Source organism: Sphingomonas sp. TF3 (assembly GCF_003985085.1).
Taxonomy (GTDB): Bacteria; Pseudomonadota; Alphaproteobacteria; order Sphingomonadales; family Sphingomonadaceae; genus Sphingomonas.
Genome location: NZ_RWKS01000024.1, coordinates 1 through 21,683, shown reverse-complemented (window position 1 = coordinate 21,683; position 21,683 = coordinate 1). Strand labels below are relative to the sequence as shown.

Genomic DNA, 21,683 nt, shown 5'->3' with positions numbered 1-21,683 from the left:
CGGGAGGGGTTAGGGGAGGGGCTTTCGAAGCGCGGCACGTCACCAAACATGCCCTCCCCCAGCCCCTCCCGCAAGCGGGAGGGGAGTTTTACGCCTTCAACTCCAGCGCCCTTGCATAGAGCGCCTTGCGGTCGAGCCCGAGTTTCTTGGCGACTTCGCTCGCCGCCTGGCCGGTCGACAGCCGCGTCAGTGCTTCGGTGAGCGCTGCATCGGCATCGTCGGCGCTGGCGGCTTCGGGGGCGCCGGGCGGGGCGACGACCACGACGATCTCGCCTTTGGGCGGTGCGTCAGCATAGCGCGCGGCGAGCTGCGACAGCGTGCCGGTTACCGCTTCCTCGAAATGCTTGGTGATTTCGCGGGTTACCGCTGCCTCGCGGTCGCCGAGACCTTCGGCCAGTGCGGCGAGCAGCGCGGCGAGGCGCGGGCCGGATTCGTAGAGCACCAGGGTCGCGCGGATCGCGGCCACTTCGGCGATGGCGGCGGCGCGTGCTTGGGCCTTGGAGGGCAGGAAGCCGAGGAACAGGAAGCGGTCGGTCGGCAGCCCGGCGAGCGTCAGCGCCGCCACCGCCGCACAGGGGCCGGGAATGGTCCACACGGTATGCCCCGCCGCGCGCGCATCGCGCACCAATTTGTAGCCGGGGTCGGAGATCAATGGCGTGCCCGCGTCGGACACCAAGGCGACCGCTTCCACCCCCATGCGCGCGATCAGGCCGGGGCGGACTTCTTCGGCATTATGGTCGTGATAGGGAACCATTTGCCGCTTCACGCCGATATGGTGGAGAAGTTTGGCCGTAACGCGGCTGTCTTCGACGGCAATTATTGCGGCATGCGACAAAATGTGTGCGGCGCGCGGCGAAAGATCGCCGAGATTGCCGATCGGGGTGGCAACGATATAGAGGCCGGGCGAAAGATCAGGGTTCATCAGGAGCGGTCATGGCAGAGCGGGATACGACAGGGCAACGGCCCATCGGTTTTAAACGACTTTTGCGCATGGCGGCGATTGCGGGGGCGGTGGCGCTGGCCGGGTGCCAGACGGTCGTCCCGCGTGGCCCCGCGCCGGTAAAACGCCCCCCGGTCACCCGCCCGGTGCAGCCGCAGCAGCCTGTGGTAGAGCAGGGCATCCCGACCGATACCCAACGCCACCGCGTCGCGCTGCTGGTGCCGCTCAGCGGCCCCAATGCCGGGGTCGGCCAGAGCCTTGCCAATGCCACGCAGATGGCGCTGCTCGATTCCAAGAACGAACGCATCCGCATCACCAGCTATGACACCGCCACCGGTGCTGCGCTGGCCGCGCAAAAGGCGCTGGCGGATGGCAATCAGTTGATCCTCGGGCCGTTGCTGGCGGATGACGTGCGGGCAGTGGCACCGATTGCGCATCGCGCGGGCGTGCCGGTGGTCAGCTTCTCCAACGATGCGACCGCCGCCGGAAACGGTGCCTATCTGATGGGCTATGTGCCCGCCCAGTCGATTGGCCGGGTGGTCGATTATGCGCGCGAACAGGGCGTCACCACCTTTGGTGGACTGGTGCCCAACGGCACCTACGGGCAGCGTGCCTCCACCGCCTTCCTGCGCGCGGTCGAATCGGCTGGCGGACAAGTCGCCTCGCTGCAAACCTATGACCGCGTCCCCGGATCGATCACCAGCGCGATCGTCCGCATGAGCAAGAGCGCGCCCTATCAGGCGATCCTGATCGCCGATGGCGGCAATGCGGCCTCGGCGGCGGTGCCGGTGTTGCGCAAGAACGGCATGGGCGGCGCGCGTGTGCTTGGCACCGAATTGTGGAATTCGGAAAGTTCGATCGCCAGCAAGCCGGCGCTGGAAGGCGCGTGGTTCGCCAGCGTATCGGACGGTCTCTATCGCCAATATGCCGCGCGCTATCGGGCGCGCTTCGGCGCGGCACCGTTCCGCTTGTCGAGCCTTGGCTATGATTCGGTACTGTTGACGATCCGCATCATGCGCGATTGGCCGATGGGCGCGGCCTTCCCGGAGGATCGTTTGAAGGATCGCGGCGGTTTTGCCGGGATCGACGGCGCGTTCCGCTTCGGGCGCGACAATGTCGCCGAACGCGCGCTGGAAGTGCAGGAAATTCGCGGCGGTACCACGGTGACGATCTCGCCTGCACCGAGCGGTTTCGAGCGGTAGTGATCGCTAAGGCGCGGGGAATCGCGGCGCGGGTGCAACAATCGCGGGGCGCTCGGGTTGTAGAGCGGTGATTGCTTCCGAAACCGCCGCTCCCGCCCCGCGCGCTCCGCGCTGGCACAAGGTCCTGCTCGCGACCGTACTCGCCATCGTTGGCGTGGTGGCGCTGTTGCTGCTGGCGCTCGGCGCGTTTCCGGTGGGAATGATGCGCGGGCTGGTCGAGAACCGGTTGTCGGCGGCGCTGGGCAGCCCGGTGCGCGTTGGATCGGTGACGCGCGACAGCGTCTTTTCCTATGCGCCGGTCATCTCGGTTCGGGACGTCAGCGTGGCGCAGCCCGATTGGGTGGGGCCGGGGGATTTCGTCCGCCTGTCCTCGGCCAGCGTGCGTGTGCCGGTCTTTGCCTTGCTGTTCGGGCATTTCCAGCCCGACCGCGTGACGGTCGATGGCGGGCGTATCGCGCTGGTGCGCGATGCCACCGGGCGCGCCAATTGGAAGCGCGAGGGCAAGCCAAGCGACGGGCAGGGCAGCCGCCCGACGCTGTCCGATCTCACCATCACCAACACGCAATTGGTGCTCCGCGACGCCAAGCGTGGCTTGGTCGTAGCGGGGCCGCTTTCGGTCGATGCCAAGAACGGCCTGCGCCTGTCCGCGACCGGCACGTTTCTCGAAACGCCCGTGCGGCTCGATGCGACCGGCGGGCGCATCACTGGGATCGACCCTGCCGCGCCCTATCCGTTCAGCGCCACGCTCGCCTCGCCCGCGCTGCACATGACCGCCAAGGGGCAAATGGCGGGGGTGCTCGACACCCGCCACTTCAGCGCGGCGATCACCGCCCAGGCCCCGACGCTGAAAAATCTCGATCGGGTGATCGAGGCGGGGCTGTTCGGCACGCAGCCGATCAACCTGACCGGGGCGATCCGCCATGACGGGCGGGATTGGTATGTCGATCGCATCGGCGGCAGCGTCGGGCGGTCGCGCTTCACCGGGCTGGCGACGGTGCACAAGGTCGATGGCCGCACCAAGATCGATGCCAGGCTGCGTGCGTCGCAGTTCGATTTCGATGATTTGGCGGATGCGCGCGGTCATGCCGCTTCGGCCGCGCGATCGGCGGCGATCGGCCCGCGGGTGATACCACCAACGCGGATCAACCTTAGCAAGCTGGGCAAGACCGACGGTACGATTGCATTCCGCGTAGACCGTATTCTGGCGGGCAAGGGCACGGTGTTTCGCACGCTGTCGGGTACGCTGACGCTCGACCATCGTCTGTTGACGGTCAGCGACGTCGTGGCGACCCTCGCCTCCGGGCGCATGGTCGGCACGCTGAAAGTCGATCACCGGAGTGGGCGGCCCAAGCTGTCGATCGATCTTCGACTGGCGGGGCTGACGCTCGATTCGCTGATTGGAGAGCCGGATATGGTATCTGGACGCGTGCGGGGGCGCATCGTGTTGGCCGGGCAGGGCGACACGGTGCGCGAGGCGCTGTCGCGCGCCAACGGCAAGGCAGCAATGGTCGCGACCGATGGCGAGGTGCGCCGCATGGTCGCGGATGTGCTCGGCCAGAATTTGAGCGGGGCGGTGGTCCACGCAATCGGTTCGCCCAGCCGGATGGTGCCGCTGCGCTGCCTCGTCGCGGATTTCCGTGCGACCGATGGCGTGCTCGTGCCGCGTCCGCTGGGCATCGATACCGGCAGTTCGGTGGGGCGAGGGGCGGGCCGGATCGTGATGGATGGCGAACGGATCGCCCTCACGCTGGCGGGCACGAGCAAGAGCCGCGCGCTGTTGAAGATCGCCGATCCGATCCAGATTGGCGGCACGCTGAGCAAGCCGACGGTGACCGTGGCGGGCCTGGGCACCGCAGACAAACCGAGTAACAGCAATTTGCTGAAGGTGTTCGGGCGCTCGCTCGGCCGGGCACTCGGGCTCGAAAAGACGCCGCCCGCCGTCGTTATTCCACCGCCCGCCCATTTCGACTGCGAGTCGGCGGTGGCGGCTGCGCTGCGGTGAACGCATAGAAAAAGGGCCCGGCGATCGCTCGCCGGGCCCTTGGTCATTCGCTTGCGCGGGCGATTAGGCCTGCTGCAGGTTCACGGCGCTCATCTTGCCGCGCTTGTCCTGCTCCAGCTCGTACTGGACGCGCTGGTCCTTATCGAGCGTGCCCATGCCGGCGCGCTCAACGGCCGTGATGTGCACGAACGCGTCTTCGCCGCCGCCTTCCGGCGCGATGAAGCCATAGCCCTTGTCTGCGTTGAAGAATTTTACGGTGCCGATGGTCATGATGGTCGTCCTTCTTGTTGGGTGACGCGAGAGTCGCGCCAACCCGTGCCTAGATCAGCAGTGAAAGAAGGAAGATGGGGCCGCAAAGCACCAGAGACCGTCGATTTGCGACTGTAGCAAGCACTCGCCTAGGCGCATTTGCGGGGAATAGCAAATGGCGGGTGTTTATCGTCACCCCGGGCTCGTCCCGGGGTCTGCCGCTCGCCAGATCTATCGTCCGGAATTGTGCGACACGGTGGACCCCGGGACAGGCCCGGGGTGACGGCGTAGAGGCGTGCGCATGAAAAAAGGGCCGGGGTTTCCCCCGGCCCTCCATTCCGTAGCAAATCGCGGAGGCTTACGCCGCCGAAACCTCAGCCACGTCGACCTTGATGCCGACGCCCATGGTCGAGCTGACCGCGACCTTGCGGACATACTTGCCCTTGGCGCCCGACGGCTTGGCCTTGACCACGGCGTCGACCAGCGCGTCGAAGTTCGCGCGCAGGTCTTCTGCCGGGAACGACGCCTTGCCGATGCCCGAGTGGATGATGCCGGCCTTTTCGACGCGATATTCGATCTGGCCGCCCTTGGCTGCCTTGACCGCTTCAGCGACGTTCATGGTGACGGTGCCGAGCTTCGGGTTCGGCATCAGGCCCTTCGGACCCAGCACCTTACCGAGGCGACCGACGATGCCCATCATGTCCGGGGTCGCGATGCAGCGATCGAAATCGATCGTGCCACCCTGGATGATTTCCATCAGGTCTTCCGCACCGACCACGTCTGCACCAGCGGCGCGGGCTTCATCGGCCTTCGCACCCTTGGCGAACACGCCGACGCGCACGGTCTTGCCGGTGCCCTTGGGCAGCGTGACGACGCCGCGGACCATCTGGTCGGCGTGACGCGGATCGACGCCGAGGTTCAGCGCGACTTCGATCGTCTCGTCGAACTTCGAGGTTGCGCCGGCCTTGGCGAGCGCGATGGCTTCGTCCACGCCGTGCAGCTTCTGACGGTCGATGGTGACGGCTTTTTGCTTCTTGCTGACAAATGCCATGATCTTAGCCCTCCACCACTTCGAGGCCCATCGCGCGGGCAGAACCCTCGATGATGCGCGTTGCCGACTCGAGGTCGTTGGCGTTCAGATCCTTCATCTTCGCGGTCGCGATGTCGGCGAGCTGCGAACGCTTGATCTTTCCGGCGGAAACCTTGCCCGGCTCCTTCGAGCCCGACTTCAGGTTGGCGGCCTTCTTGATCAGATACGATGCCGGCGGCGTCTTCGTTTCGAACGAGAACGAACGGTCGGCATAGACGGTGATCACGGTGGGGAGCGGCGTGCCGACTTCCTGGTCACCGGTCGAGGCGTTGAACGCCTTGCAGAATTCCATGATGTTGACGCCGCGCTGACCCAGCGCCGGGCCGATCGGGGGCGACGGGTTGGCCTTGCCGGCCGGCACCTGCAGCTTGATATAGCCTGTAATCTTTTTTGCCATGTGTACTCACTCTGTAAGGGGCGGCGAGGGGAACCCACGACGCCCGGTTCAAGTTTAGCGGTTCAAGCGGGTGCCGAGGCACCCTCCCGCATATTCCGACAGCTGTGTGCAGGAAGCTGGCGCGCATAGCGCAAACGGCAATCGGGTGCAATCGCCGTTATATCTTGCGACAATTTCGGCTCGCAAGCCCGATCCACCTGAAAACGAATCCTATATTGTAAGGTGGCGCAGTGCTGCGTCTTACGAAGGAGAGTTCGTCAATGTGTCCCGAGCAAGCCCGCCTCGACGCATTGCGGCAGCTCAATTTGCTCGACACGCCGCCGAGCGACAGCTTCGATCGGATCACGCGGATGGCAGCGATGCTTTTCGGGCTGCCGATCGCCGCAGTGTCGCTGACCGATCGCGACCGGCAATGGTTCAAGTCGCGCGTCGGGGTAGAGCACACTTTCATCCCGCGCGAGCAAGCGCCCTGCGCGCAGGTCGCGGAATCCACCGGATTTGTGGTCATCTCGGATCTGCTGTCGGATCCTGCCTATAGCGACTGTCCCCTCGCACGCGACGGCATTCGCTTCTACGCCGGTGCTCCGCTTACGACGAGGAACGGTTTTGGGCTGGGCGCGCTGTGTGTCCTTGGTCACGAGCCGCGCACCGTTTCCGAGGCAGAGATGGCGGCTTTGACCGATCTTGCCGACATGGTGATGTCGCAAATCGAGCTGCAGCACGCGATCGGTCGTGTCGATCCGGTTTCGGGACTGCTCAACCGAAACCAATTGCTGGAAGATCTGGAGGATTTGGGCCGCAATACCCCGGGGGAGCGCCGCCTTCTGGCTTTGGTGGATCTGGCACCCAGCGAACAGCTCAGTCAAGGCATGAGCGTCATGGGCCCGACGTTCATCGACCAGATCGTCCAGGCAGCAGCGGAGGGTTTACGCGCGGGACTCGGTCCAGGCCGCATCGCCTATCATGTCGCAGCGACGCAGTTCGCCTTTCTTGCCTTGCCGGAGATGGAAGACGCGGCGTTTGTGGCGCGCCTGAAAATCGCATTGAACGATGCCCGCAGACGGGGGGCACACGAGCGGTTCGTGTTAACCAATACGATCGGCGTCGCGCCCTTTGTCGCGGGTCAAACTCCGGGCAGCGACGTCTTGCGGATGGCTTATAGCGCGGCGCAGGACGCGCGCCTCGCCGGGGGGCAAATCAGCCTGTACTCATCGACCAGTGACGGGAAACAAGCGCGCCGTTTCAGCCTTTTGAAAGACTTTTGCGACGCCTTCGATTTGCCGGGCGAGTTGCGTCTTGTCTACCAACCGCGAATCGATTTCGCATCGGGCCAATGCAGTGGGGCGGAGGCGCTGCTACGCTGGACGCATCCGAAACTGGGCGACGTCTCGCCGAACGAGTTTATCCCGATCGTCGAGCAGACCGCGCTGATGCGGCCGGTGACCACCTGGGTCTTGGACAAAGCGCTGGAGCAACTCGCCGTGTGGCACGCGAGCGGGATTGACCTGCAATTGTCGATCAATGTGTCAGCGGCAAATCTGGATGAGACGGATTTCGTCGAGCGGGTGCAGTTATACCTGTTGAAGCACCGCGTACGGCCCGAATTTCTGGAGTTGGAAGTTACCGAAAGTGCGATGATGTGCGATCCGGTGGTTGCACTCGCCAGGCTGCGGGCGCTGGCGGACCTCGGTATCCGGATCGCGCTGGATGATTTCGGTACGGGCCATAGCAGCCTGGCCCATTTGCAACGTTTCCCGATCAGCGTCGTGAAGATCGACCGGTCCTTCGTACAATCGCTCGATCGTGAGGTGGACCAGGCCGGCATCCTGGTGCGGACCATGATCCAATTGTCGCATGGCCTTGGCCATCGCGTCGTCGCGGAGGGCGTCGAAACGCCCCGAACTGCGGAAATTCTCGATGCACTGGGATGCGACGAGGCGCAGGGCTATCATTATGCGCGCCCGCTGGAACAACAGGATTTCGAGTGGTGGTTTCGTCAAAGGCAAGGCGCGGCGGGTAACGGATCGGCCTGCGCCGCCTGACGAAGGGCCAGGCGGCGCTACTCGTATCGCGCTAAAAGTCCGTATGCAGTCGTACGCCGATCGTCTGGGGTGTGACGGGCACGATATAGGGCCGCTGACCGCAACTGCCGCATTCCTGGAAGCGTGAGAGCTGCCCGCGGGTATCGAAGGCATTCTGGATGAAGAGTTCGAAGCTGTAGCGCTGGAACTGCACACCGACCGCGAAATCGGCGGTGGTGAAGGCCGATAATGGCCCGAGCTGTGCGGCCGGGTTGAAGATGATGCCGCCCGGTCCAAAGGTCGCCGATCGAATGTCGGACGCGGCGGAGCCCTGGTACGACACGACCGCCTGGCCATAAGCTTTGGCTGCTCCGACCGGCACCGTGTAGCGCGCCGATCCGCTCGCCTTGAACTTGGGCGTGATCGGCAGACGGGTTCCAGCCTTTGCCGACAGGAGATTGCCCGCGCCGGTGCAGGTGAAGGTCGGGTCGTCGATCAGGCAAAGATTCTTGCGCGTCTTGGCATCGGTATAGGAGCCCGAAGCGCTCACCGACAGTGCACCGACATTGAGATTGGCGATGATCTCCGCGCCGCGAATGCGCGCATTGGGCCCGTTGTGGATTTCAGTGAAGCTGTTCGCCCCCAGGAAGGAGAATTGGAACTTGTCCCAATCCTGCTGGTAGATTGCGCCGTTCAACCGCAATGCGCCGCCCAGTAGCGTCGTTTTGGCCCCCAATTCATAGTTGGTCAGGTAATCGGCGGCATAGGCTGCGACGTCGGCGCGGCGGTTGATGCCGCCCGGGCGGAACCCGCGCGAGGCGGTGCCGTAGAGCAGAACGCCCTCAACCGGTTTCCAGCTCAAATTGAAGCGATACGTTACGCCTTGCCCGGATGCCTGCACGGGTACGACACCTTCTCCGACGCGATAGACGCCAAGATTGGTGCAGGGGCCACCCGCCACCGCAGCCGGAAGCAACGTGGTCGATCCGCCCGCTGCCACCGCATCGCGCAGGCGCGTGCCGTTGGTGGTGAAGCACCCGGCGACGCCGGTGCGCGAGCTGCCTGCCGCATTGTATGGCGTGGTGCTGTAGCCATTGGCCGGATCGCGACCGAAGCCGAAAAAGCCGATCAGCGAATTGTCATAGATGAAGGCGCGCCCGCCGACGGTCGCGGTCAGCCGCGGCGTGATGTCGTAGCTGGCCTCGCCGAACATCGCATAATCCTTGTCGACGCGATGCTGTTGCGTCAGCCACAGGGTGCCGGGGTGGCCGTTAACCGAGAGCGTGTCGGCCAGACCGGGCACCTGATAATCCTGATGGATGTCATTGCTCTGGCGTTGGTAAAAGGCACCGGCGACCACGCGGAACCGCTCGCTAGACGGGCTGGCGACGCGGAATTCCTGGCTCATTTTCTTGAAATGGTCGCTGCCGATCACGCGTTGACGCGGGTCGATCGTTTTGCCGGCATTGTCCTTGAAGTAGAAATACCCCGCGATGCCGCCAACCGACGCATAGAGATTGTCATAGGCCTCGGCGTAATCGGTATAGTCGCTAGACGAGAAATCCTTGCGGTCGAGATAGGCCCCGGCATAGGTCACGTCCCAATTGCCGATCTTGCCCGCGATTGTCAGCCCGGCCTGGATGAAGCGGTCGCGGCGATATTCGGGGTAGAAATGCTGCACCTGCAGGTCGCCGACCTTGGGATCATAGCCATAGGCACCGTGGCTGCGCGTATCCTGGTACATGACGGTCGGGGTGACCGTCCAATTGCTGTCGAGATCGACCTTCAGCGCCGCGCGACCGCCCGCGATTTCGGTGTCGTTATAGTCCTTTTTCACGAAGGCGTTGTTGTTGACGGTCAGGCCGTCCTTCACGCAATTGCCATTGGCATCAAAGTTGGTGCCACCGCAGAAGCGCCGCGTGCCCGGCACATTATCGATATAGCCCGCATCGCGCTGGTAGAAACCAACGACGCGCAGCGCCATTGAGGGCGACAGCGGGATGTTGACCATCCCCTCGGCCTTGCCGCCAAAGCCGCCCTTGCTGACCTTATTGCCCTCAAGATCGGCGCGGCCATAGAAATGCGAGAGATCGGGCTGATTGGTGATGATGCGGATCGTGCCCGCTTCCGACGAAGCGCCGTACAGCGTGCCTTGCGGGCCCGACAGGCTTTCGATTCGGGCGATGTCGTAGATGTGGACGTCGAGATTGCCGCCGATCGTGGTGACGGGCTGCTCGTCGAGATAGACGCCGACCGAGGGGAGCGAACCCGAATGGTTGCCGTCCCCGCCCGAGGCGACGCCGCGCATATAGATGACGTTGGTACCGGGCGTCCCGCCCAGCGCCTGGAACGACACCGAAGGCAATTGCTGCGCATATTGCGAGAAGTTCGAGATATTGAGTTCGTCGAGCTTCTTGGTGGTCAGCGCCTGGACGCTGATCGGCACATTCTGCAAGGTTTCGGAGCGTTTGGTCGCGGTGACGATAATGTCGCCGCCATCGGTCGGTGCGGTGGCCGGGGCCGGTTCGGGCGGGGCGCTCTGCGCGAACGCGGGGGCTCCGAAGGCGGTCGACGACAAGAGTGCGAGAATGGCGGCACGATACCCGAACGACGACATCAGATTCCCCCTGTATTGTTTCAACAAGGTGTTCGCGACCGCAGCATCCGTCAAGCACGGTGCCGCAGGTGTGTAACAATCTTACGCGGGCGTGGCGAAATTACAACGTTGTGACGGTGGCGGAAGGATAACGGTCGAGCACGTCGCCCAGCGCGTGTCGCAGCGGGGAAAGCCACGGCTCGAACGGCTTCCACGCTTCGGTGCCCTCGCGAAAGATCGGTTGGCGGACCTGCTCTGAACTGGCGGTGCGCACGGCGCGCGCGGTTTCGTGAAAGGCGAGGCAGGCGGGCTCGAACGGCAGGCCGCAGGCGGCGAGCAAGGCGCGCACGGTTGCCTCGGTATCCTCGACCATATCCTCATACAGCACGCGGTGGACTCGGCCCGGCAGGACGGTGTCGACATGCTCCATCAGCCGCACATAATCGCGATAATAGCGGCCCATATCATCGAGCGCGTAGCTGAAGCCCTGGCCGCGCGCGAAATGCTGTTTGAAGTTGGAGAAGCAGCAGCCGAGCGGATGCCGCCGCGCATCGATGATCCGCGCGTTCGGCAAGATCAGGTGGATGAAGGGGACATGCGCCCAATTGTTGGGGAGCTTGTCGATGAAGAAGGGGCGGTCGGTGCGGCGCTGGATGCGGGTGCGCTGGAGATACTCTTCGCCGGTTTCGCGCAGCCGTTCGGCGGACCAGGTCGCCAGCCCCTCGGGATAGGCCGCATCCCGCCTGGCGAGCGCCGGGATATCGGGCAGTTCGCTCGTTCCCTCGACCTGGCTGTGGCTGGAGAGGATCTGCTCTATCAACGTCGATCCCGCGCGCGGCATCCCGAGGATGAAGATCGGGTCGGGCGCGGCGAAGCCCTGGCCCGCGCGTTCGGCGAAAAATCCCCTCGTGAACAGCGCAATGCTGCGGTCGACAAGGGCTTCGGTCTCGTCGGCGCTGTAGCGGATGTGCTTGCGGCGGAGCGTGTTGCCCGCCGCATAATGCGCGAAGGCGCGTTCGGCGTGGCGGCGATCCTCGAACGCCTTGCCCAGCGCGAAATCGAGATGGAAGCGGTCTTCGTCGGAAATGCCGGGCTGCTCCAGCGCAGCCTGCATCGCGGCAATGTCGTCCTCGGTGAAGGTTACCGTCTTCAAATTGGCGAGGCTCCACCACGCTTCGCCCAGCGTCGGCAGCAGCGTGATCGCGCGGCGATAGGCGGCGATGCCATCGGCCTGCCGCCCGACCGTCTTGAGCATATGGCCATAGCTCATCCACACGCGCGGTTGCTCCGGCGCGTCGCCCAGCACGCGCTCGTACAGCGCGATCGCTTCGTCGAACTGGCCGATGCGCCCGAAAGCGGCGGCCTGGAGATTGGCATGGCCGGGATTGTCGGGGTCTTCGGCGGCGACCACGTTGAGTTCCGCAATCGCCTCGGCAGGGCGGTTGAGCCGGTACAGCACCAACGCCAGATTGGCGCGCGCAGCGGTGAAGGCGGGGGACAGCTCGACCGCGCGGCGCAGCAGCGTTTCGGCATCGCGGTAGCGCCCGATCCGCCCGGCGAGCTCGGCCAGCATACGGATCGCCGCGACATCGAACGGATCGTCCTTCAGATGCGCTTTGAGCAAGGGCTCGGCCTCGCCCAGGCGATTGTCGTGCAGCGCCAGCGCCGCCGCGATCAGGCGCGGGGGATAGCGACCGCTCGCCGCCATCCAGTCCATGTCCGTCGCGCTTGCCGTCTGTGTCATGGGACGGTGGTAGCGCAGAGTTGCCGAAAAGGAACTATGGCGTTGGCGCGCCGGGCGTGCTGCATTCGTGACCGGGGTCCGCCCGATCCCGGGAGACATGCATGGAGTCGGCACCGCGCCCCTTTGGCTTTTGGACCGCGACCGCCCTGGTGATGGGCGGGATGATCGGATCGGGCATCTTCGTGCTGCCCGCGCAACTGGCACCCTATGGCTGGACGAGCGTCGCGGCGTGGATTGCGGGGGTAGGGGGCGCGTTGCTGATCGCCTGGGTGCTCGCGCGTCTGACCGCGGCAATGCCCGAGGCGACCGGCGTGGTGGCGATCTGCGGTGCGGGGTTGGGGCCGTTGCCGGGGGTGCTGGTCGGCTGGAGCTATTGGGTCAGCGTGTGGTCGGCCAATGCGGTGATCGCGCTGACCGCGATCCGTTATCTCGCGCAATTCGTGCCCGTGCTCGGCGCGACATCATTGGCGCAGGCGCTGTCGGCGACGGTGCTGCTGTGGTTGCTGACCTTGCTCAATCTCGGCGGCGCGCGGCTGGCCGGGGCGTTTCAGGTGGTGACGACCTTGCTCAAACTGCTGCCGCTCGCCGCGATCGTGCTGATTCTCGCGGGCGTCGCGTTGAGCGGCGGGGGCGCATTCCATGCCGAGGCGCATCCGCCCTTTGCCTGGTCGCAACTGACCCCGGCGCTGACCTTGGCCTTCTTTGCGATCGTCGGGTTCGAGGCGGCAAGCGTCGCCGCCGAGCGCGTGCGCGATCCGGCGCGCAATGTCGTGCGCGCGACGCTGTTCGGGCTGGGGCTGACGGGGCTGCTGTACATAGCGGTGTGCAGCGGGATTATCTTCGCACTGCCGACCGCCGAGGTCGCCAATGCCCAAGCGCCGTTCGCCTTGTTCGTCGAACGCTTCTGGGGACATCAGGCGGGGCTTGCCACCGCTGCCTTTGCCGCGATCGCGGCGATCGGCGCGCTGAATGGCTGGACGCTGCTGCAAGGCGAGGTGCCGCTGGGGATGGCGCGCGCCGGGCTGCTGCCGCGCTGGGTCGGGCGCACCAGCGCGCGCGACGTGCCGATCCCGATGCTGTTGCTGGCGACCACCCTGGCGAGCGTGCTGGTGCTATCCAATGCGACGCGCTCGCTCGGCGGGTTGCTCGATTTCATGCTGCGGCTGACGGCGGCGGCGGCGATCTGGCTGTATATCGGGGCGTGCCTGACCGCCTTGGTCAAGCGCATCGCGCCGGTGGCGGCGGTGGCGGGGCTGGTGTTTGCGCTCTGGGCGCTGTTGGGGGCGGGGCTGGAGGCGGCGGGGGCGAGCGTCGTGCTGATGCTGACGGCGCTGCCGCTGTATTGGTTGCGGTTTGGGGGCGGTGACCTGACCTGACCGCAACCGTCACCCCGGGCTTGTCCCGGGGTCCACGGTGCCGCACTTTCTTACGCCGTAGAATGCAAACCCCCGGTGGACCCCGGGACAAGCCCGGGGTGACGGAGGCGGCGGCCCCCTACCCGAACAGCCGCCCCACCAAGCTCCGATCCCGCAAAATCTCGTGCGCCGCATTGTGGCCCGGCGCGCCGGTCACGCCGCCGCCGGGGTGGGTGCCCGATCCGCACATGTACAACCCCTTGATCGGCCCGCGATAATCGCCGTGGCCGAGCATTGGGCGCGCCGCCCATAATTGGTCGAGCCCCATGGTGCCGTGGAAGATGTCGCCGCCGATCAGCCCGAACTTGCGTTCGAGATCGAGCGGAGAATGGATTTGCCGTGCGATCACCGAGGCTTTGAAATTGGGGGCATGGTCGGTGACGGTATCGACGATCAGATCGGCTACCTCCTCGCGGTGCGTGTCCCAATCGACCTTGGGGTCGAATTGCTGGCAGAACAGGCTGGCAATGTGCATTCCCGGCGGGGCGAGGCTGTCATCGACCGTGGTCGGCAGCTTCATCTCGACGATCGGCTTTTTCGACCAGCCATGCTGCTGCGCGTCGATGAACGCCTGGTCCATATAGTCCATCCCCGGCGCAATGATGATCCCGGCGGTGTGGTGCTCGGCCTTGTCCTTGCCCGGGAACACCGTGAAATCGGGCAGTTCGCACAGAGCGACGTTCATGCGGAAGGTGCCGCTGCCGGTTTTGAACCCATCGATCCGGCGCTTGAAATCGGCGGGCATGTCGGCGGAATCGACCATCTGGCGATAGAGCAGGGCCGGGCCGACATTGGCGGCGACCGTGGTGGCGGCGATTTCCTCGCCTGATTCGAGCCGCACGCCCGCGACCTTGCCGCCTTCGGTCAGCAGCCTGGCGACGGGGGCCTCGAGGCTGATCTCGACGCCTGCATCCTCGCACGCGCGCGCCATTGCCTGGGTGATCGCGCCCATGCCGCCGACCGAATGGCCCCACGCACCATATTTGCCGTTCACTTCGCCAAAGACGTGGTGGAGCAGGACATAGGCGCTGCCCGGTGTCGATACGCCGGCATAATTGCCGACCACGGCATCGAAGGCGAAGGCCGATTTGACGTGATCGTCCTCGAACCAGCCATCGAGGAAATCGCGCGCGGATTTGGTGAACACGTCGAGCAGGTCGCGCTGCGCTTCGATCTCCATCTTGGCGATCGGCCAGCCTTGCGTCGCGCCCGAGAGAAGCGCGCGGAGGCCGCCGCCGACATTGGGTGGGGTCTTGAGTGCCAGATCGCGCAACACTTGCGCGACCTTTTCCAGCGCGGCGTCATACGCTGGATAGGCGTCGGCGTCCTTCTGGCTGAAGCGCGCGAATTGCTGTTGGGTGCGGGCGGTGCCGCCGCCTAGGGTCAGATAGGTATCGGGGAAGGGGAAGAAATTGCTGATCGTCCGCTCGATGATGCGAAAGCCGCGATCGTGCAGCTTCATGTCGGCGATCACCTTGGGGCGCAGCAAGCTGACGGTGTAGCTGGCGGTCGAATTGCGGAAGCCGGGGTGGAATTCCTCGGTCACCGCCGCGCCGCCGACGACGTGGCGGCGTTCGAGCACGCGCACTTTCAGCCCCGCGCTCGCCAGGTAGAAGGCGCAGACGAGACCGTTATGGCCACCGCCGATGATGAGCGCGTCGTAGCGTTTCGTCATTGTTGCTCCCCTCCCGCTTGCGGGAGGGGTTGGGGGAGGGGTTTTATATCCCCCGCGCCCGCATTCCGTCCCTCCCCTAGCCCCTCCCGCAAGCGGGAAGGGAATTTTGACCACCCCGCCGCCGGCGCGCGGTGCAGCCTTGCTTCGGGAATCCGCTCGCGGATCTTCCGCGCGAAGCTGCGCAGGCAGACCTCGCTCGCGCCGATTGGCCCGGCGGTGTAGCTGTGCGAGGCCATGCCTTGCTGGACACGCTCGATCAGCCAGGTGTCCTCGGCATTGACGATGCGGTTGATGCGCCAATTGGCGTAGCGCACCAGCTTCATCTCGCGCCGGTCGTCGGGCAAGGCGAACGCCATTTCGCGCAGCACGCACGTCGTCGGTGAGGTCGGCAGCCACTGCATGAAATCGATCTGATCGGCATAGAGATCGAACGCCATGTTGGGCCACAGCTTGAAATAGAGCCATAGCCGCTGGTTCGCCTCGGGCAGATGCGGGACGGGCGGCAGATGCGTCTGGTAGAAGCGCTCCCATGGGTTGTCGGAGGGGCGGTCGACGAGGCGACCCGACATCTTGTCGACCCAGGGCTCGGCCTCGATCGCATAGCTCTTGCCGAACAGTCGGGTGAGGCCGTCATGCGCGACGGGAATGTGGAGGTTGTCGGAATAATTATCGCCGACATTCTTCCAATTGACCGCGCGGTCGCGCAGCCGGACTGGGCTGAGCGTCTGCATCTCCTCGAAGCGATAGGGGGCGATCTGCGCGTCATACAGGGCCATCATCTCGGCGACCGAGGGGCCGTCGCCCTCCAGCCGGACGAACACGAAGCCGCGCCAGATCTCCAGATCGACGCGCGCGAGGCCGTTTTCGGCCAGGTCGAGCGCGGGGTAATCGCGTCGCATCGGCACGCCGGTCAGCCGCCCGTCGGTTTCATAGGTCCAGGCGTGATAGGGGCAGACGAGCTTCTTGGCGCAGCCGCTTGGCCCCTCGACCAGCCGCATCGCGCGGTGGCGGCAGACATTGGCGAAGGCGCGGATCTCATGATCGTCGCCGCGCACCGCGATGATGCTCTCGCCCAAATAATCGAGCGTGTGGAACGCGCCGGGTTCGGCCAGATCGTTCTGGTGGCAGACGATCTGCCAGGACGGGCGGATCACCCGCGCCATCTCGACCGCATAATATTCGGGGTCGGTGTAGAGCCAGCCGGGCAAGCTCCAGTCGGCGTCGGGATCGTGATCGGCCGAGGGGGGCATGCGTGGCTCCGGTTGCTTGTTGTACGATCGTATAATAAGAATTGGCGGACTGCAATAAGGCCTTCGCATGAGCAAACCCGCTTTCTCCCGCGCCGAACCCGATGCGCGCCGCCAGTCGCTGATCGAGGCGACCGCGCGCGTGCTGGCGCGCGACGGCGCTACGGGCGCATCGGTGCGCGCGATCGCGCTGGAGGCGGGAGTGTCGCCGGGGCTGGTCGGGCATTATTTCGCCGGGATCGATGGCCTTGTCGCCGAAACCTATGCGGCGGTCGGGCAGCAGGTGCATGTCGCGCTGGCGGCGGCGGTCGCGGCGGCGGGCGATGATTCGCGCGCGCGGGTGGCGGCCTATGTCACCGCCAGTTTCGCGCCGCCGATCGCCGATCGCGCGCTGTTCGCGACCTGGATCGCGTTCTGGAGCCTGTCGGCCAAGCCGATCATCGCCGCGCGGCATGATGCACTGTACCAATCGTATCGCGACGATCTCGAAGCGTTGCTCGCCGCCTGCGGTCTGCCCGCCGCCGATCGTCGGCTGGCGGCGATCGCGATCACTGCGTTGGTCGATGGGCTATGGCTGGAACTGTGCCTGTCGCCGGGCAATTTCACCCCCGGCGAGGCGCGTGTCCTCGCCGAGCGGCAGCTGGAAAGCTATTTCGACAGATCGGCGAAAAGCAGCCGGTAATACCGGATCCCCGGTTCGATCGTCGAAATCGGGGTGCGTTCGTTCAGGCCGTGGCTGAAATCCTCGGACGGCTTGATGAAGGTCGGGCTCGCGCCATAGCTCGGCACATGGTGATAGCGGAACCACATGCTGTCGCTCGCGCCCGAAGCCATCGCCGGGAACACCGGCACGCCCGGATAGACCTTGCCCATGGCGCGATCGATCGCGGCGATGAAATCGGGGCGCATCGGCGAGGCATCGTTGGGGACCGAGCCTTCGCTGACATCCTCCAGCTTGACGCCCGGATCATCGATCACGCGGCCCAGCTCCGCCATGATGTCGGCGGGTTTGTGGCCGGGGAAGATGCGGCAGTTGATATTGGCGGTGGCGCGCTGCGGCAGCGCGTTTTCGGCATGGCCGCCGCTGACTAACGTCGGCACGCACGTCGTGCCGATCTTGCCGACCGTCGCCGGGTTGGCGGTTAGCGTTGCGATCGCGGTCTTGTCGGTCGGGTTGGCGACGAAGGCCTTCAGCGCGGCACCGATTTCGGGTTCCTCGAACGGCGCGGCCTTGGCCAGCGCCTCGCGCGTCAGTGGGCTCAGTTCGGGCGTGAAGTGATAGGCACCGACCTTTTCGAGCGCCTTGGCCAGTTCGACAATCGCATTGACCGGGCGCGGCATCGACGAATGGCCGCCGGGGTTGGTGACGGTCACCCGGAAATCGGCATAGGTTTTCTCAGCCCCGTTCCAGGTCCAATATTTGGGCTTGCCGGTGGTCTCATCGAGCACGCCGCCGCCGCCATCGATGTTGAGCACGAGTTCGGCGTTCTTCAGCCGCTCGGCGATCAGCGCCGAGGTCTTCATCGCGGTTTCCTCGTCGCCCGAAAACTCGATGATGATCGTGCGCTTGGGCTTGTAGCCGGTGCGGCGCAGGTCATTCAGCGCGGCGATGGCGATCGTGCCGTCGAGCTTCATGTCGGTCGCACCGCGCCCGTAGAGATAGCCATTTTCGACCACGGCGGTGAACGGGTCGCGCTGCCAATCGGCGGGCTTGGCCTCGACCACGTCCATATGGCCGGAAATGACCAGCGGCTTGAGCTTGGGGTCGCTGCCCGGCCAGGTGCCGATGAGATAGGCGGTGTCGTCGACCGGCACGATCTCGACGTCCTTGTCGGCAAAGCCGCCCGCGACCAGCGCCGCCTTGTACAGAGCGGCGACCTGCGGAGTCTGATTGCCGGGGCCTTTGACCGAACGCAGCGCGATCGCCTTCTTCGCCAGATCGAGCGCTTCGTCCGCCGCTGGAGTGGCCGCTTGCGCAGCGCTGGTCAGGAGGGTGCCGGCAAGCAGAAGGGCGAAGATGCGCATACTGGAAGGTCCTCGGGGGGCGGGTAAAGCGCGAGCGTAGCGTTTGGGGGGATTGGCGCAAGCGGGGGCGGTTCGGGCGTAGATCGAGCGCATGCATACCTCCCGTTCGCCCTGAGCTTGTCGAAGGGCTGCTTTCCCCTTGCGAGCGCCCCGCAGTGGGAGGGCAGGGCTTCGACAAGCTCAGCCCGAACGGGAGGGGGTGCGGTCTATTTCAGCCGAAACGGTGCGCCCCGCCCGACAACACCTCCTCCAATTTGGCACGGTCGAGCTTGCCCTCCCAGCGCGCGACGACGATCGCCGCGACCGCATTGCCGATGAAGTTGGTCAGGCTGCGGCATTCGCTCATGAAGCGATCGACGCCCAGGATCAGCGCCATGCCCGCGACCGGCACCGACGGCACGATCGACAGCGTGGCGGCCAGCGTGATGAAGCCCGCCCCGGTCACCCCGGCCGCGCCCTTCGAACTCAGCATCGCCACGCCGACCAGCAGCAACTGGTCGCCGATCGACAAAGGCACGTTGCAGGCCTGCGCGATGAACAAGGCGGCCAGCGTCATGTAGATATTGGTGCCGTCGAGATTGAACGAATAGCCGGTTGGCACGACCAGCCCGACCACGCCCTTGTCGCACCCCGCCGCCTCCAGCTTGGTGATGAGGTTGGGCAGGGCCGCCTCGGACGAAGAGGTGCCGAGCACCAGCAGCAACTCGGCCTTCAAATAGGCGAGCAAGCGCAGGATCGAGAAACCGTGTAGCCGCGCCACTGCGCCGAGAATGACCAGCACGAATACGATCGAGGTGAAATAGAAGGTCGCGACCAGCCCGCCGAGATTGATCAGGCTGCTCGCGCCATATTTGCCGACGGTGAAGGCGATCGCGCCGAACGCGCCGACCGGGGCCGCGCGCATCAGGATGCCGACGATGCGGAACACGATCAGGGCGAGCCGCTCGATCAGATCGAGCACCGGCTCGGCCGCTTCGCCGACCAAAGTCAGCGCGATGCCGAACAGCACCGCGACGAACAGCGTCTGCAGGATCGATCCTTCGGTCAGCGCCGAGACCATCGTGTTGGGGATGATCGACATCAGGAAGCCGACAAAGGTCGTTTCATGCGCCTGATGCGCATAACCGGCCACCGAGCCTGCATCGAGCGTTGACGGATTGATGTTCATGCCCGCGCCCGGGTGGACGACATTGGCGACCACCAGACCAAGGATTAGCGCCAGCGTCGAGAAAAACAGGAAATAACCGAACGCCTTGAGCGCGACGCGCCCCACCGACTTCAACTCGCGCATGCCGGCGATGCCGCTGACCAGGCTCAGGAAGATCACCGGCGCGATCACCATCTTGACCAGCTTGATGAAGCCGTCGCCCAGCGGTTTCAGCGCTTCGCCCGTCGTTGGCCAGAAATGCCCCACCAGCGCGCCGAGCACGATCGCGGTGAGCACCTGAAAATAGAGATGGTAGTAAAAGGGGCTGGGGCCGTGCGCGGGCGTGGGGGCGGGGTGGATCGACATGGTCCCTCTCGGTCAGCCGCCGTAATCGGCGGGCGTGAAGGACGGTCCTAAAGCGTGGCGCATGGCGCGCCAGCTTTTTGTAAAATGCGGGCGCGGCGGTTGCGACGCCGCGCCCGGCAAAAACGCTTATTTGCTGCGTTCGACCTGTTCGAATTCCAGCTCGACCGGGGTGGCGCGACCGAAGATCGACACCGACACCTTGACGCGGCTGCGGTCGAAATCGAGTTCCTCGACAATGCCGTTGAAGCTCGCGAACGGGCCGTCGAGCACCTTGACCGAATCGCCGATTTCGAAATCGACCTTGATCTTCTGCTTGGGCGCAGCGGCGGCTTCTTCCTTGGTGTTGAGCATCCGCGCGGCTTCCGCCTCGGGGATCGCCTGCGGTTTGCCGTTCGGGCCAAGGAAGCCGGTCACCTTGGGGGTGTTCTTGACGAGGTGATAGACGTCGTCGTTCATGTTGAGCTTGGCGAGCACATAGCCCGGCATGAACTTGCGCTCGACCGAGATCTTCTTGCCGCGGCGCGCCTCGGTGACGGTTTCGGTCGGAACCTCGATCTGCTCGACCAGTTGCTCGAGCCCCATGCGGGTCGCTTCGGCCATGATCGAATCGCGGACCTTGCCCTCGAAACCCGAATAAGCGTGAATGATGTACCAGCGTGCCATGTGTTCGTTTACCTAGATTATTTGGCGAGGCTGAGCAGCAGCTTGACGATCGCCTCGAAGCCGGTGTCCACGATGAAGAAGAACAGGCCGAGCAGCGTCGTCATGATGACGACCATCACGCCGGTCATGATCGTCTCGCGCCGGGTCGGCCATACGACCTTCTTGGTCTCGGCCTGAACCTGTCGGATGAATTCGAGGGGGGTCGTCTTCGCCACGGGCTGTGCACTCATGTTTTCTTGGCCAAGATCAGGACATGGGCCCGCCGTCCGGGCCTGCCAAGGCCCGATGACGAGAATTCCCGATTTCGGAATAGACAAGCATTAGCGCGGGCGGCGGGTGAAATCAACTCGCCTCACGATAGGGCGGCGATGGCCAAAGGATCGGAACCGCCATCGCCGCAGGATTCGCGTTAAATCACGAACGAGTCGAGGAGCGCGGGCGGCCCGTTCAGATAATCGAGATCGCAACTGCCGGGGACACCCGCGAGGTGACCCTGCTCGGAATATTGCCACAACGTGTAGCCGGTCCACGGTTTTGGCACCGGCGGCGTCGGCGGATGGTTATAATTGGCGAGCCATAGCGGAAACGCTGCAAATTCCGGTGGATTGCCGAGGAAATCGGCAATGTCCTTGCGGATATACAGAAACGGCTGATGACCCGTCGCCGTCACCAGGATTTTGCCGAATTCGACGATCTGCGCAACCAGTTGCGCGCGCGTTTTGGTTCCCGATTGAATGGCGTGGACATATTCATCTTCCACATCCAGCGTCGGCAGAAGATCACCCTTGCTGGGGTGATAGACGCTCAGAAACAGATCGGCCATTTCCTGCGCGGTGAAATCCGGCATGCAATAATGATAGGCTCCGCGTTTCAGCCCATGTTGTTTCAGCGCCGCCCAATTTTC

The 21,683-nt window shown here is 64.7% G+C and carries 18 protein-coding genes; 5 read left to right on the top strand and 13 right to left on the bottom strand.

Going from position 1 to position 21,683, the window contains the following annotated elements; all coding sequences use genetic code 11:
• Positions 1 to 88 precede the first annotated feature (88 nt).
• Positions 89 to 922, bottom strand: coding sequence for a 16S rRNA (cytidine(1402)-2'-O)-methyltransferase (gene rsmI, locus EJC47_RS17440; RefSeq protein ID WP_126849090.1), 834 nt, complete (start codon positions 920 to 922; stop codon positions 89 to 91).
• An 11-nt stretch (positions 923 to 933) separates the two neighbouring features.
• Here rsmI and EJC47_RS17435 point away from each other — a divergent pair, with 11 nt between their 5' ends.
• Both EJC47_RS17435 and EJC47_RS17430 read left to right on the top strand, forming a co-directional pair.
• The gene (locus EJC47_RS17435; protein WP_185867709.1) at positions 934 to 2,142 is read left to right on the top strand and encodes a penicillin-binding protein activator; all 1,209 of its coding nucleotides are present in this window, start codon (positions 934 to 936) and stop codon (positions 2,140 to 2,142) included.
• A gap of 67 nt (positions 2,143 to 2,209) precedes the next feature.
• Entirely contained in the window at positions 2,210 to 4,144 is a 1,935-nt protein-coding gene (locus EJC47_RS17430) for an AsmA family protein (RefSeq protein ID WP_126849089.1), read from the top strand.
• Positions 4,145 to 4,207: 63 nt separating this feature from the next.
• Here the strand turns inward: EJC47_RS17430 and EJC47_RS17425 are convergent, their stop codons facing one another.
• From EJC47_RS17425 to rplK, 3 genes are all read right to left on the bottom strand, one after another.
• Positions 4,208 to 4,414, bottom strand: a complete 207-nt coding sequence (locus EJC47_RS17425) for a cold-shock protein (protein ID WP_010404074.1) — start codon at positions 4,412 to 4,414, stop codon at positions 4,208 to 4,210.
• Positions 4,415 to 4,751: 337 nt separating this feature from the next.
• A complete protein-coding gene (gene rplA / locus EJC47_RS17420; protein ID WP_010404067.1) occupies positions 4,752 to 5,444 on the bottom strand; it encodes a 50S ribosomal protein L1 in 693 nt (230 codons plus the stop codon).
• Positions 5,445 to 5,448: 4 nt separating this feature from the next.
• Positions 5,449 to 5,880 carry a 50S ribosomal protein L11 gene (gene rplK / locus EJC47_RS17415; RefSeq protein WP_033966441.1) on the bottom strand — a complete coding sequence of 144 codons (432 nt, stop codon included), beginning with the start codon at positions 5,878 to 5,880 and terminating at the stop codon, positions 5,449 to 5,451.
• Positions 5,881 to 6,140: 260 nt separating this feature from the next.
• Between rplK and EJC47_RS17410 the strand changes: the two genes are divergently transcribed.
• Positions 6,141 to 7,922 (top strand): sensor domain-containing phosphodiesterase, encoded by a 1,782-nt coding sequence (locus EJC47_RS17410; protein ID WP_126849088.1) that lies wholly within the window; start codon positions 6,141 to 6,143, stop codon positions 7,920 to 7,922.
• Between the two features lie 31 nt (positions 7,923 to 7,953).
• Here the strand turns inward: EJC47_RS17410 and EJC47_RS17405 are convergent, their stop codons facing one another.
• Together EJC47_RS17405 and EJC47_RS17400 are read right to left on the bottom strand one after the other, a co-directional pair.
• On the bottom strand, positions 7,954 to 10,518 hold the full coding sequence (locus EJC47_RS17405; protein ID WP_126849087.1) for a TonB-dependent receptor: 2,565 nt from the start codon (positions 10,516 to 10,518) through the stop codon (positions 7,954 to 7,956).
• A 100-nt stretch (positions 10,519 to 10,618) separates the two neighbouring features.
• On the bottom strand, positions 10,619 to 12,214 hold the full coding sequence (locus tag EJC47_RS17400; RefSeq protein WP_171010522.1) for a tetratricopeptide repeat-containing sulfotransferase family protein: 1,596 nt from the start codon (positions 12,212 to 12,214) through the stop codon (positions 10,619 to 10,621).
• A 128-nt stretch (positions 12,215 to 12,342) separates the two neighbouring features.
• Here EJC47_RS17400 and EJC47_RS17395 point away from each other — a divergent pair, with 128 nt between their 5' ends.
• The gene (locus EJC47_RS17395; RefSeq protein WP_126849086.1) at positions 12,343 to 13,617 is read left to right on the top strand and encodes an APC family permease; all 1,275 of its coding nucleotides are present in this window, start codon (positions 12,343 to 12,345) and stop codon (positions 13,615 to 13,617) included.
• A gap of 118 nt (positions 13,618 to 13,735) precedes the next feature.
• On the opposite strand, the gene EJC47_RS17390 is transcribed toward EJC47_RS17395, so the two are convergent.
• Together EJC47_RS17390 and EJC47_RS17385 are read right to left on the bottom strand one after the other, a co-directional pair.
• Positions 13,736 to 15,331, bottom strand: a complete 1,596-nt coding sequence (locus EJC47_RS17390) for a phytoene desaturase family protein (protein ID WP_126849085.1) — start codon at positions 15,329 to 15,331, stop codon at positions 13,736 to 13,738.
• A complete protein-coding gene (locus EJC47_RS17385) occupies positions 15,328 to 16,581 on the bottom strand; it encodes an aromatic ring-hydroxylating oxygenase subunit alpha (protein WP_126849084.1) in 1,254 nt (417 codons plus the stop codon). Before EJC47_RS17385 ends, EJC47_RS17390 begins: the two co-directional genes overlap by 4 nt.
• A gap of 67 nt (positions 16,582 to 16,648) precedes the next feature.
• On the opposite strand from EJC47_RS17385, the gene EJC47_RS17380 reads away from it, so the two are divergent.
• Positions 16,649 to 17,260 carry a TetR family transcriptional regulator C-terminal domain-containing protein gene (locus EJC47_RS17380; RefSeq protein WP_126849083.1) on the top strand — a complete coding sequence of 204 codons (612 nt, stop codon included), beginning with the start codon at positions 16,649 to 16,651 and terminating at the stop codon, positions 17,258 to 17,260.
• On the opposite strand, the gene EJC47_RS17375 is transcribed toward EJC47_RS17380, so the two are convergent.
• The 5 genes from EJC47_RS17375 to EJC47_RS17355 form a co-directional block, all read right to left on the bottom strand.
• A complete protein-coding gene (locus EJC47_RS17375; protein ID WP_126849082.1) occupies positions 17,227 to 18,603 on the bottom strand; it encodes a M20/M25/M40 family metallo-hydrolase in 1,377 nt (458 codons plus the stop codon). The two genes, EJC47_RS17380 and EJC47_RS17375, sit on opposite strands and share 34 nt — an antisense overlap.
• A 211-nt stretch (positions 18,604 to 18,814) precedes the next feature.
• On the bottom strand, positions 18,815 to 20,116 hold the full coding sequence (locus tag EJC47_RS17370; RefSeq protein ID WP_033966827.1) for a dicarboxylate/amino acid:cation symporter: 1,302 nt from the start codon (positions 20,114 to 20,116) through the stop codon (positions 18,815 to 18,817).
• A 126-nt stretch (positions 20,117 to 20,242) separates the two neighbouring features.
• Positions 20,243 to 20,779, bottom strand: coding sequence for a transcription termination/antitermination protein NusG (gene nusG / locus EJC47_RS17365; protein WP_033966826.1), 537 nt, complete (start codon positions 20,777 to 20,779; stop codon positions 20,243 to 20,245).
• Positions 20,780 to 20,796: 17 nt separating this feature from the next.
• Positions 20,797 to 20,994, bottom strand: coding sequence for a preprotein translocase subunit SecE (secE, locus tag EJC47_RS17360; RefSeq protein WP_185867712.1), 198 nt, complete (start codon positions 20,992 to 20,994; stop codon positions 20,797 to 20,799).
• A 194-nt stretch (positions 20,995 to 21,188) separates the two neighbouring features.
• Positions 21,189 to 21,683: glycoside hydrolase family 25 protein (locus tag EJC47_RS17355; protein WP_221885182.1), on the bottom strand; the 495-nt coding region annotated here is incomplete at its 5' end.

Coding starts and splice junctions, on each gene's coding strand:
- rsmI (WP_126849090.1), bottom strand. CDS start 922: ATGAACCCTGATCTTTCGCCCGGCCTCTATATCGTTGCCACCCCGATC.
- EJC47_RS17435 (WP_185867709.1), top strand. CDS start 934: ATGGCAGAGCGGGATACGACAGGGCAACGGCCCATCGGTTTTAAACGA.
- EJC47_RS17425 (WP_010404074.1), bottom strand. CDS start 4,414: ATGACCATCGGCACCGTAAAATTCTTCAACGCAGACAAGGGCTATGGC.
- rplA (WP_010404067.1), bottom strand. CDS start 5,444: ATGGCATTTGTCAGCAAGAAGCAAAAAGCCGTCACCATCGACCGTCAG.
- rplK (WP_033966441.1), bottom strand. CDS start 5,880: ATGGCAAAAAAGATTACAGGCTATATCAAGCTGCAGGTGCCGGCCGGC.
- EJC47_RS17410 (WP_126849088.1), top strand. CDS start 6,141: ATGTGTCCCGAGCAAGCCCGCCTCGACGCATTGCGGCAGCTCAATTTG.
- EJC47_RS17405 (WP_126849087.1), bottom strand. CDS start 10,518: ATGTCGTCGTTCGGGTATCGTGCCGCCATTCTCGCACTCTTGTCGTCG.
- EJC47_RS17400 (WP_171010522.1), bottom strand. CDS start 12,214: ATGGACTGGATGGCGGCGAGCGGTCGCTATCCCCCGCGCCTGATCGCG.
- EJC47_RS17395 (WP_126849086.1), top strand. CDS start 12,343: ATGGAGTCGGCACCGCGCCCCTTTGGCTTTTGGACCGCGACCGCCCTG.
- EJC47_RS17390 (WP_126849085.1), bottom strand. CDS start 15,331: ATGACGAAACGCTACGACGCGCTCATCATCGGCGGTGGCCATAACGGT.
- EJC47_RS17385 (WP_126849084.1), bottom strand. CDS start 16,581: ATGCCCCCCTCGGCCGATCACGATCCCGACGCCGACTGGAGCTTGCCC.
- EJC47_RS17380 (WP_126849083.1), top strand. CDS start 16,649: ATGAGCAAACCCGCTTTCTCCCGCGCCGAACCCGATGCGCGCCGCCAG.
- EJC47_RS17375 (WP_126849082.1), bottom strand. CDS start 18,603: ATGCGCATCTTCGCCCTTCTGCTTGCCGGCACCCTCCTGACCAGCGCT.
- EJC47_RS17370 (WP_033966827.1), bottom strand. CDS start 20,116: ATGTCGATCCACCCCGCCCCCACGCCCGCGCACGGCCCCAGCCCCTTT.
- nusG (WP_033966826.1), bottom strand. CDS start 20,779: ATGGCACGCTGGTACATCATTCACGCTTATTCGGGTTTCGAGGGCAAG.